Genomic DNA, 13,795 nt, shown 5'->3' on the forward strand with positions numbered 1-13,795 from the left:
AATTTAGAAATCTAATCCGAGAGTTAGGTATATCCTGGTATCTCCTACTTGAAAATCTCGAATTGGCTTGGCTATATCCAGCTTCAAATAGTATCCTAATAACACCGTGCGAATACCTGCACCATAGCTTGCCAACCATGGATTTTGATAGTTGGATAAGTTGGCAGTGAAGTTAGAAGTAACGTATTTTTTAGTAAATGCGCTATTCTCTTGAGTAAATGGAGGCTTACCAGTCCAGGCTGTTCCCACATCATAAAACCCAATAATCTGGAAGTTCCTTAAGAAGGCAGAAGAAATAGGTGCACTAGACAAGTATCTGAACAAAGGCAACCGTAGCTCTGCATTGAACAACAAGGAGTTGGTTCCATATACCTCATTGTAGTCAAACCCACGTAGATTAGTCACAAACTCCGTAAACAGAATGTCGGAATTGTTGATACCATTGGAGATTTGCAGTGGATCCTCCGATCCCTGGTCTTCAAAACTCTGGAACACCCAATTCTGCATCCCACCAAGAAGAAATTTTTGAGCGTTTGGCCCCATAGATCTGCCGTAGAAAAGTCTCATGGCTAATGTAAACTCTCTGTGAATTTTCTGATAGTGCCGCAGATCTACTCTCAGCTTATTAAAAGACTTCTGCCCATCCAGCACACCTAGATATTGCTCAAATTCCACAATTCCTCTTGTCCCCTGGTAGATGTTAAAGCCTCTTTCGATAGTATTGTCTACTACCAGAGCGGCTCTACCACCAGCATATTGATCATTGGAATCTTCGGCCAGACTGATACTCGGATTGGTGTTTCGTACCGCCTCCCATTGTAGGTTTCGGAAAGAGGTATTCACATAAAATGGAGATAACTCCATCCTAAAGGTGTTGGTTAGTGGTAACGCTGCAGCCAGTTCAATTCGATTGAGCGTATATTTTTGGATAACCTCCTCTTCGGTCCTGCCCCGTAAAAAAGGTGAGTTTGGATCGATCAAATAAGAGTTGCGCTCAAAACGCAAATGAAAATCCGTCCAGTATTTCAAGTACTGGTATTCACCGTAGATATTACCAGTTTTCAGATTGGTATTGGCCAGAACCCCACCATTGAGCCGGTGATTTTCCAACATGTCATTGATCTCAGTCTCCAAAAGGAAACTGAACCCACGGATGGGGTCAATGGCAAAGGAAGTAATCAGGTTATTGAAACTGAATCTTGGCTCATAAGCCCTTGGGCCAATCACTGTGGTTTCTTTTTCAAGCTTCCTGTAGTTGGCAAAAAATGATTCGGGACGGAAACTAGGTCTCCTTTCAGAAGTAGGCTTTGTTGCCCGCTCGTCTTCAAACACGTAGTTATCCGTATCTATGAAATCTCCATTTATCTGTGGCTCTGGCTCTTCCTCCGCCACCGGAACCTCCTTCTCCACCTCTTTTAGTGAATCTACCTCTTCTTCAAAAACGAACGAATCCGGTAAAAACAAGGAATCTACAACCGTGAGTACTTCAGATACCGGTTGCACTTTATCAGGTTTAGCCTTAGGTACCTCAACTTTTTTGGAGGTTCGCTGAGCCAGAAACTTCGCTTGAAACATCCGCTGGCGTGCAGTCTGCGGAGTAAACATGCGTTGATCCAGGTTATATTCCTTAGAGAAGACACGTGTACGTCCATTGCTCAGCATTAGGAAATTCAGCCTGTCCGGATTGTAAGTGAGGTCATAATCGCGAATGCTGTATTCAAAATTAGAAAGCTGAACGAATGTGGAATCATTAAGATTGTATTTGTACAAGTTGGTTATACCTTTTTGATCGCTCAAGTAGAAAATCTCATTGCGATTCTTGACCAGTGGTTTGCGATCTACGCTATAGGTATTGGTGAGTCTGGAAAAGGAAGTGGTAGTAGTGTCCAGATTATAAAGAAACAGATTGAAACGGTCGGGTACTTCATCCAAATCTACCTTGGCCACATCTACTGAATCAGTTATTCGGTTGGAACTGAACACAATAGTGGAAGTACCAGGAATAAACACCGGATCCAAATCATCATACAGGTCATCTGTTATTCGCTTAATGGCATTTCTCCTCATGGAGATGAGGTAGAGATCATTTTGACCGCCAATATCTCCGCTTATGACTGCTAGCTTCCCATTGTCATTAAAAGAGAAACTCTCCACTTGTCTAAATCTGGTCAACGGTTTTTGGAATTTCTTCTTGGTCTCTACGTTGTAGGTGTTCAGGTACAGATATCCTCGTTTATAGAGTAACACGCCAAGATTTTCATCATCTTGCCAATCGATAAGTGGCAGATGATAGTCAATTTTCTGTTCATTGATCAGATATCCTCCATTCAATACGGTCGTTTCCTTGCCAGATTCTACATCCACCACATTGACTTTATATCTTCCATTTTTATGGTAGACATACGCCACTTTATTTCCTGCCGCGTTGGTACGAACATGATTGAGAATCACTTCACGGTTGGAGTAAGATGCCAATTCTTTGTCTTCTTCGGGCTTTCGGTAATTTTCTTCGATCTCCTGCTTTTGAAATAAATAAAAGTTCTGCCAGTCGTTTAGAAACTGCTTGAATGAAACGCCCAGCGTGTTGGAGATACTCGTTTCTTCATTCCGGATGATTCGTGTCAGGTTCAGTACATTGGAGATGTTGCTCTTACCATACTGCAAGGCTATGTAGTTCCAGATGGATTGGCCTACAATTGCCGCCTCCTCATTCTGGATCTTCACCAGTTTATTAATGTTTCGTCGCTCCAGGTAGTCACGCACGTAATCATCCATTTCGGCAGACCATCCATAGGCAAGGTATCGTGCAGCTCCTTCCACAAACCACTCGGGTAGCGAAAGCAAATAAGAGTTTTGAAAAATCTCTGCCAGACTGCCACCAAACATCATGTCGTTGATCAGCATCTCGGACATGTTGTACATGATCTCTTTCCTAAACTGACTTGACTGCCCTGGATAAGCAAGCTCTATTTGCAATTTGACAAAGTCAGTCTTACCGCCAATGGTAAAGACATCTCCTCCGATACCCATATTGCTTTGCTGCAGGTCCTGGACAGAGTTATAGATGAAGATTTTGGTTTTGGTGTAAGGAGCGTATCCAAGAATGTCCGTCAGGTCTACGAACTCATCTTCCAGGTATTCCAACGCCTCCTTGGCATATTCCTGACCTCCAGGGTAATAATACACTTCGAAATTATTGGTGGAATAGTAATACCAGTCGAAACGCTTGTATTGGATTCGGTTGTGACCAAACTGCGTGTGATAGTACTGTGCAAACACACCCATACTGGCAAAGAATAGTATGATGGAAACAACCGTCTTTCTCATATTTTCACTCTCCTAACATCTACTTCAGGCAAAAGTTCACCGCTTCGTTCGAGGTAATTTACGTATTGACCAGCAAAAAAAGGAACGAGCGACACTCCTTTTGTACCAAACCCGTTGAATATGCCTACCTGTGGATGATCCGTATGCTGGCCTATGAAAGGCCGCCGGTCATATGTAGCTGGACGCACACCTGCTGATTTACTCACAATTGTATATTCTTTCTGATAGAGTTTATGTAACCTATCTTGAAGGTTTTTGATTCCCTTTTCAGAAGGAACATAGTCTAAATGATCGTGATCATAAGTGGAACCCACGCTAAAATGGCCATTCTTTGGTAGCACAAAAACCCCACGATTTACAATCATATCTTCAGGTAACGTAGTATCTATCTCCAGAATTTCACCCTTCACTGGTTTGAAAGGCAAGTAATTCCACAAAGGGTTATCAGTTACCATTGGCCCATCACAAAAAATCACATAGTCTGCTTTTATATTTTTGTAATGAGCTCCATCTGCCAATTTCAGCTGACTATGATCAAACAACTCATTGGTATAGTTTCCCTTATCCTCCAGCACGTGTCTAATCCCCCTGATCATATCTGGTAAGTTGACATATCCCGAATAGTTCAGCAACAAACCACCAAATTCATCCCTTACACCTTTTATCCCTGAAGCTTTAGTGAGAATCTCTTTGATATAAGGCTGGTAAGCCAGCTCAGCCGCTTTTCCTTCCCAGTCGTTTAGCTCCTCATGGCTATAAAACGGTCGATAAATGGATTTAGGATATAAAAACTTCAGATCAACTTCTCTTTCCAGCTGCTGATAATAAGGCTCCAGAATAGGAAAGAGCGAATCCGCCAACCAAGTCTTGACCATTTGCCTGCCAGTGATCGGGTTGTAAATACCAGCAGCCTTGTTCGACGAAGTATTTTCTGTCTCATGATTGATTACATGCACATCTCTACCAGCGCGAATCAATTCTACCGCCAGAAGACTTCCAGCTATTCCCTGCCCAACGATCAAATAATTTACTTTTTTCATCGGCTATCGTTATTTTCCACAAATTTGCAACACAACCACATGAAGACACACAGGCAAATGAAGATAAAATCTCTTGTTTTTAACCCCTTCTATGAAAACACTTACATTCTCTGGGATGACACTCAAGAAGCCATAATCGTTGACCCAGGGTGCTATGAAACCTACGAAATTGATGAGTTAAAAAGATTCATTCACGAGCAAAAGCTTCAGGTGAAGGCAATCGTCAATACGCACTGTCATATCGATCATGTGCTTGGCAACTACACGCTTAAAACTCATTATAATTGTCCTCTGTGGATTCCTAAAGGCGAAGCGGAAATCTACCGTGCTGTAGAAGCATATGCACCACAGTGGGGAATCAATGGATTTACCTATGCAGAGCCGGACAGCTTGATGGAAAATGATGCTGTGATCCGGTTTGGAAACACAGAACTGTCCTCCATTTTTGTGCCAGGGCACGCACCTGGTCATCTCATGTTTCATCATATTCAGGATAAGGTAATCATTGGCGGAGATGTTCTTTTCAGAGAGAGTATTGGTCGTACTGACCTTCCTGGTGGGAATCACGAGGACCTTCTAGCCAATATTCAATCTAAATTATACATTCTGGAAGATGAAATAGTAGTCTATCCAGGGCACGGACCAGAGACGACCATTGGCCATGAAAAACAATTTAACCCTTTCGTAAGAGCCCAATGACCAAACATCTACCCAACACACTGACCTGTCTGAACCTGATCACAGGTGCTATGGCGACTATCACTATCACTACTGGTGATTACCAGCAGGCCATCTACTTCGTACTAGTGGCTGGGTTATTTGATTTTCTTGATGGTTTTGTGGCCAGGCTACTTAAAGTACAATCCAGCATTGGTAAAGAACTGGACTCGCTGGCCGACATGGTTTCATTTGGTCTCGTGCCAGCCTTGTACATGTTTCGGGCTATCGGTGAGGAGACCACTCATCCTTACTTGCCCTATGCCGGACTGTTGATAGCAGCATTTTCTGCACTGCGGCTGGCTAAGTTCAACGTAGATGATTCGCAATCAGATCAATTTATCGGAGTACCTACTCCAGCTAATACCATATTAATTACCTCTTTGGCATTCTTACCTCAGGGATTCCCTATGTCCCTTGTCACCTTACTCGCATTAACCGTTGCTTCCAGTTTGCTATTGGTTGCCAACGTACCCATGATCGCTTTGAAGTTTAAAGGAGCTGGCTGGAGTGGCAATGAATTAAGGTATTCGCTGATAATCGCGCTTCTTGCCTTATTGGCTATTTTCAAATTAGCAGCTCTGCCAATGCTCATTCCTATTTACATCTTCTTTTCGCTCTTGGGGAATTTTGTGGCTAAAAAGGGCGTTTCAAAAAATAATTAGAAAAACGATCCGTTTGTGAACTATATGAAACCCCATCTATCACTAACCTTTATACTGTCCATACTGATGGCGAGCGGCCAAAGTGTGCTGTCCCAGGGGGAATGGATAAAAATCGGCATCACTCAAGAAGGTATTTATAAATTGGATCATTCCTTCATGACAGATGCTGGTATCCCAAGCACAGTCGACCCCAAAACGATCAAACTATACAGTCATGGATTTCGAGGCACATTACCTCAAGCAAATGCGGTCCAAAGGTCTTTTGATCCGGTAGAAGTGGCCATGCTCGGCATAGGTACCAATGACCAATCACTTGATCAGGGTGACTACTTCCTCTTCTATGGACAGGGTCCACACAAACTACTCTTTGATGCCGAAGGCAATCTGGATTACGAACACAACATTTATTCTGATACGCTGTATTTGCTGATGACCTATGGAGGAAAGGCAGGTAAACGCATTCAAACCAGGGCAACTCTTCCAACCACAGCAGAGACCAAATCAACCTATCAAAAACTGATCGTTTATGAAAAAGATGAGTACAATCAATTAGGCTCAGGGCGTAGATGGTTAAGCACTGGTGTGACCAGAAGTAATCCTATCATGGATTTCAGTTATAATGTAGCAAATGCGACAGGACCTGTAGATCTATGGACCTCATTAGCAGCAGATTCACAAAGGCCGTGTTCCTTTGATGTACTGATCAATGGCGAAGAACTGGGCCGGGTAAATATCGACTCAGTGTCAGGTGCCAGCTACAGCCAAAAACAGAAATACAGTGAAGGTTTTTTCAGTACGTCTATTAGTTCCAGCTCCCTGGACTTGAGGCTTCGATTCAATCATGGCGCAGGTAGTTCCAAAGGGTTTTTAGACTATTTTATCCTGGGAGTGACTTCTAACTTTAGCGATGATCAGGACATCATAAAGCTTGCTCCAGGCACTTCCAGCTCATGGGAAATTGGGGACAACCAGCTCGTATGGAACATTACATCCGTAACCTCACCAGAGGCAATTCCAAATGAGAGCGGGAAATTCACAAACAATACCACTGAGTCGGCCCTGGCTGTTTTCAATCCGGAATCAGCGCTAGAGCCAAAACTAGTTGGCAAAGTGGCGAATCAGAATATCAAGAGTCTGGCCAATGCTGAGGCCATAATTGTTACGCATCCACTCTTTCTGACACAGGCCAATCGTCTGGCTCAATTTCACCAGTCCTACGACCAAATGAATGTGGGAGTGGTCACTGTACAGCAAGTGTACAATGAGTTTTCTGCTGGCTCTCAAGACATTACTGCCATTCGAGACTTCCTTAGATACTGCTACCTCAATGGCGGAAACTTGAAATATGCACTGCTATTTGGAGATGCTTCATATGATTACAAAAACCGGGTAGCCAACAACACCAATTTTGTCCCCATTTACGAATCCAGAGAATCTGCACACAACATTTTCAGCCATTCATCTGATGATTACTTCGGATTCATGGAAGAGGACGAAGGCTACTGGAGCGAAGGGAAACTCCGAAACAATGGGCAATCCTATGACGAACCTTATGAGGATCACACATTGGAAATTGGGATAGGGAGACTGACAGCCAAGACAAAAGAAGAGGCCCAGCACATAGTAGATAAGATCATTCGGTATAAGACGGCCAAGCAGACTCTGGGTAAATGGAAACAGCAGATCGCCTACCTGGTAGATGATGGTGACAATAATGAACACATGCGACAGGCTGAATACTTTTCTGGAATAGTAAACGATAACTACTATGCCTACAATGCAAAAAAACTCTACCTGGACAGGTACGATCAGGATGTAGACCCCGGACCGGACTCACCAATCACACGTGATGTGACCAATACATTGAAAGATGGCGTATTCCTGTTCAACTATATCGGACATGGCAATGAATTCCAGTTAACCTCGCTGAACGAATTGGCTATTGATCTGGATGTAATCAGAAGCCTAAGCAATAGACATAAGCTGCCACTTTTTGTAACTGCCACCTGTGAATTTGGTAAATATGACAATCCCATTAGGGACTCTGGGGCGGAGCTTTTGTTGTCACATGACAATGGGGGCGCCATAGCGCTGGTAACAACCACTCGCCCGGTTTATGCCCATACGAACGAACCAGTAAATGTGGCCTTGCACGAAAATTTGTTTGCTAAAATTGACGGTGAGCACCCACGGCTAGGCGACGTTATGAAGAATGCCAAAAACCAAAGTCTAAGTGGTCCAATCAACCGCAATTTTGCGCTGCTCGGCGATCCAATGCTGCGACTGAATTATCCAGGATATGACATCACCATGGATCAATTCCAACAACAGGCAGATACCTTGAGTGCGTTAGAAGTATTTCGAATCTCCGGGGCTATCATGGATGGTGCCACACTGATGGAAAGCTTTAATGGAACGGCTACAGTGACCATTTGGGACATTCCACAAACCAAGATCACCAAAGGAGACGAGAGTGATCCATATACTTTTGAAGAACAAACCAATGCGCTCTACAGGGGTGAATTCTCAGTAGTGAATGGTCTCTATGACACAGAGATTATTCTCCCCAAAAACATATCTTACAAATATCAACCTGGCAAAATCACGCTCTACGCATCTGATAAGACCAACTTCATGGACGCCAAAGGTTCCACAAAAAACTTTGTGCTGGGAGGTACATCATCAAACCTCGCTGAAGACTCCACGCCACCAGAGATAAACCTATACCTCAATGAACCAGATTTTAATTCTGGTGGCACAGTAGGTCGCAGTAGTCTATTCATTGCAGAGTTGACTGATGAAAATGGGATCAATATATCCAGCAATGGCTTTAGCCAAGGCATCACACTCCAGCTAAACAATGAAGAAACCATAGAAGTCAATGAGTTCTACACTGCCGAAATGAATACCTATAAAAAAGGATATGTTGTTTACCCATTGCAAAACCTGGAGCCTGGAAAATATACGGCTACATTAAAAGTATCGGACACATACAATAATTTCACTGAGAGCACAGTTGAGTTTAAAGTATCGGACAAGCCGGTTCTGAAAATTTACAATGCCCTGAACTACCCCAATCCAGTCAATACTAACAGGCTCACCACTTTCAGTTTTGAACATGACCGGGAAGATGAGAAGCTGGAAGTAGATCTGGCATTGTATAACCTGCAAGGTCGTGTGGTCAATCAATGGGATTACACCATCGACAGCAGTCCTCGAAAAATTGACTACCTAACCTTACGATTGTCGAATTTTCAGGGAAGTGATTTAGAAAAAGGAATATACTTGTACCGGCTGAGAGTTAGCAGTACACTTGATGGCGCCTCCAATGAAATAGTGAAGAGGCTAGTAATCATTAATTAACTATCTTTGCCACCTTAAAATTTTTGCTTGATGAACGTACATCTGAAGAAGTCATTTTGGTTTCTAGCATTTATTGCACCACTTTTTGCAACAGCCCAATCCAACGCTCCCATCCTTTCGGGACAGGACACTTCCAGAAATCCCATCACCGTAGCGGTACCCTTTGTAGGGTTTGCTCCTGATAGTAGAGGTGCTGCCATGGGAGATGCCGGTGTGGCCAGCTCACCTGATGCATACAGTGTGCACTGGAACAATGCCAAACTGGCTTTCATAGAAGATGACCTGGGTTTCTCCTTTTCTTACTCACCGTGGCTTGGCAACATCGTGGATGACATGTCATTGAATTACCTCACTTTCTATAAGAAAATTGACAGAATACAAACCATTGGTGCTTCAGTGCGGTATTTTGATCTGGGTGAAATTCAGCTCACTGACGCCAACGCAGAACCTCTTGGACTGGAAAATCCTCGTGAAGCGGCATTTGATGCTACTTACTCTAGAAAACTATCAGAAAACATTGGTCTCGGAGCCACCATCCGCTACATCTGGTCCAACTTGTCTGGCAATATCACAGGTGCACCAGATGCCAAAGCGGGTACTAGTGTGGCGATTGACCTTGGATTCTATTACAACAAGGAACTTGTATTTAACGGTAAAAACTCTGAACTCTCATTTGGTGCTCACTTATCCAACTTTGGTCAGAAAGTAACCTACAGCAACGATTCCAATGAAGATTTTATCCCAACCAATTTAAGATTGGGTGGTGGATTCAAAACCAACATAGATCCATACAATAGCATTACGCTCCTTTTGGATTTCAACAAACTGTTAGTCCCTACACCTCCATTCTACCAACTGGATGAAAATGGAGAAGTAGTGAATGACGCCAACGGAAACCCCGTCATACTCAGAGGAAAAGATCCGAATAGACCACTGTTGAGTGGTGCATTTGGTTCATTTACAGATGCTCCAAATGGTTTCAGTGAGGAGATTCAGGAGATCATGATATCCACTGGTGTGGAATACAAATACCGAGATGTATTCGCTGTACGAGCCGGATACTTCCACGAGCACAAAAACAAGGGCGACCGAAAGTATTTTACAGCAGGACTTGGGTTTAAATACCAGGTTTTTGCTATCGACTTCTCTTATTTAGTTCCTCGCGACAATAACCATCCACTAGGTGATACCTTAAGGTTGTCTTTTGTGTTTAGCTTTGACACGAAAGATGAAGAACCTACTGATGGATAGAACCAAAGCCCCCGTATCTGTTGAGATCGAAAGACCCAATCTCCCTTCCATAGATCGGATATCGCTAACGAACGATCTAGAGATTCACGTACTGAATCAAGGAAAACAAGATGTGGTTTTATTCGAAATGGTCATACCAGTGGGGCGCTATCAGGAACCTGCCCCTGGTAATGCTTACTACCTATTCAAAATGATCACTGAGGGCACCTCCAAACACAGTTCAGAGGAAATCGCCAGCTTTTTCGATTTCTATGGAAGTCATCTGGAGATTACACCTACTCTGGATCATGTCAGCATCAAGTTATTCTCGCTGAACCGGTTCTTCCCAAAGGTGCTACAGATGCTGATGGATATGCTGATAGATAGTAGCTTCCCTCAGGAAGAATTTGAGATTCTGAAGCAGATTCGTGTACAGCAGATCAAACAGCAGGAGGCTAAAAACAATGTTTTTGCCAGTTTGAAATTTCGTGAGCTGCTCTATGGAACTGATCACCCATACGGTAGACGGGTGACGGCCGAGCAAGCAGCTTCCACGTTACTTGATGAAGTGATTGCCTTTAAAGGCGCACTTCTTACCAAACCTGTATTGTTTATTACAGGAAAGGTGACCGATGATGAACTGCAAGCTGTACGAAATAGTCTGACTCTGCCGTTTACCCCTCCAACAGCAAGGCGCTCCAACAGATTACACCCTGGAGTGTCAGAACAGATCACTAAGGAAGGCAGCACCCAGGCAAGTATACGTCTGGGCAAAATCAGCATAGATCGCCATCATCCAGACATCCACCAGTTCAAGGTTGCCAATGAACTACTTGGCGGATTTTTTGGCTCGCGATTAATGAAAAACATCCGTGAGGAGAAGGGTCTGACCTATGGCATTCACTCTTCCACTTTGCATTTGCAAAACTCTTCCTATTGGTACATTGGATCTGAAGTACTTCAGGACAAAGTGGAGTTGGCATTGTCGGAAATCCAGAAAGAAATGGAAAAGCTTAAGAATGAACCTCCTTCCAGTCAGGAATTTGGCATGGTGATTAACTATATGAAAGGCAAGTTTCTGGGTTCATTCGATTCGCCGTTTAGCTCTCACAACATGATGAAAAGCCTCACGCTAGACGGACTCACAGAAGGATTTTTCTATACGTACTTCGACACCTTACAAAAAATGAAAGCTGAGGATATTTGTGTCACTATGAATAAGTACCTGACAGGCGACCCGCTTACCACTCTCGTAGTATCCTAGTCTCCCTTCTTCTGCAGCAGTAGATAATCTCCTTTGATCTCTATTTGATTGTAGTCAAATGGCAATTTGGTGTAGCCTTGATAATCAATTAGTCCTTTGGCGCCATTGGATGTCACTATGAGCAGCTCCCTGTCCGTATCTACTACCTCAGCATAGTTGGGTCTTACAATGAATCGGCCATTTACGTCACAAATTCCTACCTTATTGTCCCAGTCGATTATTTTGTAGTTATCGGTAGGTAGACGTTCAATTCCTTTCCATTTTACATCCACCACTTCCTTACCTGAAGGCGTGATAATCCCATAATCTTCGCCAGTTTGAATAATAGCCAACCCATTCTTGAAGGTACTAGAATAGCGATAAAACGGTTGAATCTGTAGAATCTCATATTTATCAATGAAACCCCACTTTCCTAGCAACATTACCGGAGCAAGGCCTTCATTATATGCCTGAGCAGAATCATACCTATTAGCTACTCTAAGTTTGCCATTTTCATCTACGAATCCATGCTTTCCATCCTTAATGATGTGAAAGAATCCCTCAGAAAAACCGAGAACATCCTCCACCTCATCTGCAGCCTTTAATACCTGACGGCCCGACACATGTACCAATGTAGCTCCCGAACTGTCCCGCATTTCATAGTATGCATCATGCACGGAAATCTCATCATACTGCGAGTGGATATAATGTCCCAATGAAGTAATGGCTCCTACCTTGTCACCATTAACAAGTTGAAGATATCCATTAGCAGGAAGGACCTGATAAGGCAGGCTGTGAATCACCTCACCGAGTTCATTAAAAATGTAGCTGGCCTCTCCTTTTTCAGCTATGTAGAATTGATCATAATCATAGATGCTATCATACTCTGATAGGATGAGCCAATCATCGCTAAAGGACTTCACACCCCACTTTCCATAGTTTTTAGCTAGAAAGTGATTCGCGCTGAACGACTTTTGAACTTTTTCGAAGGTGTAGTTTAGCATCACATTGCCTCTAAAATCCAACCACCCCCAATATCCATTTCTTTTAGCAGGGATGTTTCGATTAGAAGCAAATCCCAACTGCTGAAACGGGCGCTCATTCATTTTCCTCCCAAACAAGTTGTAAACGTCCCAATCGCCTTTGCTATTGGTGAAAAAGTAAAGACTGTCCACAGCTACTGAATCAAATCCAGCAGCTACCTCTCGACCATCAGTTTTATAAATCCCCCATTGCTGCAGTTTGCGATTTTTGGTAATCAAGAACCCATTTCGAATGGACTTGAGAGAGTTCTGCTGGTCCGTGAAGAGCAAATCACTGGCAGCAAGAATATGTTCCGCATTGTTCACATGTGCAATGAGTAAGTTGTGGATGGGCTCGTGAGTGATGGAGTCGCAGGCAATCTCCAGCAGATTTTGATTTTGACCCATTAGATCTAATTCGGATACCTGCCAGGACGGAAATGGTACTGCTCCCTGATCAGTAATAGACTTGTACTTTATATCGAGAATTAACTTGCCATTGACATCAAGCTTTCCCTGATAACCTTCGTTGGTGACGACATATCCATCTGCCAATAGGTCTACATGATCTACCCAGCCATTTACCAGGTCTTGCCCGTCAAGTGAATAAAGCCTGCGCTTCATCCCTTTATTCCACACTTCTACCAACGAGCCCACCTTATTGAGGCTCTCATAAATCGTAGGGATAAAGACCTCTTCCGATCCAACCATTCCAAAAAGAATATCACTGTTGGTATATTCGGAAACTTTGTAACGATCCTCGGCTAATTCGTCAATCGTGAAGTAATTAAATCCCAGAATGACATCACCTTTGTCATTTATGAGTCCGCGTTTTACCACATTGGAGTAATGAGTGACCTTGCCAGCTTCAAATAACTGACCATTGAAAGGCTCCAGTACCTTATACCTTGGGCTCTCTATTTTTCTGGTTTTGATATTAATGAGGCCCCAGCTACCATTTTCATAAAAACCGATAGTCTGATTAATGATGTCATTCTTTCCATTAGACCATCCTAGCTTTTCATATATAGCCGGAACAACGACCTTACCTTCCTCATCAGCTACACCTTGGAGACCTCCTGAGGTATAGATTTTCAAATCCCCGGCGCTAGCTAGTAAGGATACAGAAACTAAGAGGAACAATGCACAATATCGCATGCTCAAATATAAAGAGGGAATTTTCAAGAA

8 protein-coding genes are annotated in these 13,795 nt (G+C 43.2%); 5 read left to right on the plus strand and 3 right to left on the minus strand.

The window, feature by feature from the left end; all coding sequences use genetic code 11:
* Positions 1–3 precede the first annotated feature (3 nt).
* Both ACO067_RS09120 and ACO067_RS09125 read right to left on the minus strand, forming a co-directional pair.
* Entirely contained in the window at positions 4–3,327 is a 3,324-nt protein-coding gene (locus ACO067_RS09120) for a translocation protein TolB (protein ID WP_421873245.1), read from the minus strand.
* Positions 3,324–4,367, minus strand: coding sequence for an NAD(P)/FAD-dependent oxidoreductase (locus ACO067_RS09125; protein WP_421873246.1), 1,044 nt, complete (start codon positions 4,365–4,367; stop codon positions 3,324–3,326). Before ACO067_RS09125 ends, ACO067_RS09120 begins: the two co-directional genes overlap by 4 nt.
* A 57-nt stretch (positions 4,368–4,424) precedes the next feature.
* On the opposite strand from ACO067_RS09125, the gene ACO067_RS09130 reads away from it, so the two are divergent.
* The 5 genes from ACO067_RS09130 to ACO067_RS09150 are packed head-to-tail and all read left to right on the plus strand — an operon-like array spanning position 4,425 to position 11,606.
* Entirely contained in the window at positions 4,425–5,066 is a 642-nt protein-coding gene (locus tag ACO067_RS09130) for an MBL fold metallo-hydrolase (RefSeq protein ID WP_421873248.1), read from the plus strand.
* The gene (gene pssA, locus ACO067_RS09135) at positions 5,063–5,749 is read left to right on the plus strand and encodes a CDP-diacylglycerol--serine O-phosphatidyltransferase (protein WP_421873250.1); all 687 of its coding nucleotides are present in this window, start codon (positions 5,063–5,065) and stop codon (positions 5,747–5,749) included. Before ACO067_RS09130 ends, pssA begins: the two co-directional genes overlap by 4 nt.
* 24 nt (positions 5,750–5,773) lie before the next feature.
* Positions 5,774–9,112, plus strand: a complete 3,339-nt coding sequence (porU, locus tag ACO067_RS09140) for a type IX secretion system sortase PorU (RefSeq protein ID WP_421873252.1) — start codon at positions 5,774–5,776, stop codon at positions 9,110–9,112.
* A 30-nt stretch (positions 9,113–9,142) separates the two neighbouring features.
* On the plus strand, positions 9,143–10,363 hold the full coding sequence (porV, locus tag ACO067_RS09145) for a type IX secretion system outer membrane channel protein PorV (protein WP_421873254.1): 1,221 nt from the start codon (positions 9,143–9,145) through the stop codon (positions 10,361–10,363).
* On the plus strand, positions 10,341–11,606 hold the full coding sequence (locus ACO067_RS09150) for a M16 family metallopeptidase (protein ID WP_421873256.1): 1,266 nt from the start codon (positions 10,341–10,343) through the stop codon (positions 11,604–11,606). Before porV ends, ACO067_RS09150 begins: the two co-directional genes overlap by 23 nt.
* Here ACO067_RS09150 and ACO067_RS09155 read toward each other — a convergent pair.
* Positions 11,603–13,765: a WG repeat-containing protein gene (locus ACO067_RS09155; protein ID WP_421873259.1), complete on the minus strand. Its 2,163-nt coding sequence runs from the start codon at positions 13,763–13,765 to the stop codon at positions 11,603–11,605. The genes ACO067_RS09150 and ACO067_RS09155 overlap by 4 nt on opposite strands.
* Positions 13,766–13,795 lie beyond the last annotated feature (30 nt).

The sequence above is a fragment of the Marinoscillum sp. genome, from assembly GCF_965229915.1.
Lineage (GTDB): Bacteria > Bacteroidota > Bacteroidia > Cytophagales > Cyclobacteriaceae > Marinoscillum.

Excerpts from the sequence above, each read along its gene's own strand:
- ACO067_RS09120 (WP_421873245.1), bottom strand. The coding sequence starts at position 3,327 with ATGAGAAAGACGGTTGTTTCCATCATACTATTCTTTGCCAGTATGGGT.
- ACO067_RS09125 (WP_421873246.1), bottom strand. The coding sequence starts at position 4,367 with ATGAAAAAAGTAAATTATTTGATCGTTGGGCAGGGAATAGCTGGAAGT.
- ACO067_RS09130 (WP_421873248.1), top strand. The coding sequence starts at position 4,425 with ATGAAGATAAAATCTCTTGTTTTTAACCCCTTCTATGAAAACACTTAC.
- pssA (WP_421873250.1), top strand. The coding sequence starts at position 5,063 with ATGACCAAACATCTACCCAACACACTGACCTGTCTGAACCTGATCACA.
- porU (WP_421873252.1), top strand. The coding sequence starts at position 5,774 with ATGAAACCCCATCTATCACTAACCTTTATACTGTCCATACTGATGGCG.
- porV (WP_421873254.1), top strand. The coding sequence starts at position 9,143 with ATGAACGTACATCTGAAGAAGTCATTTTGGTTTCTAGCATTTATTGCA.
- ACO067_RS09150 (WP_421873256.1), top strand. The coding sequence starts at position 10,341 with ATGAAGAACCTACTGATGGATAGAACCAAAGCCCCCGTATCTGTTGAG.
- ACO067_RS09155 (WP_421873259.1), bottom strand. The coding sequence starts at position 13,765 with ATGCGATATTGTGCATTGTTCCTCTTAGTTTCTGTATCCTTACTAGCT.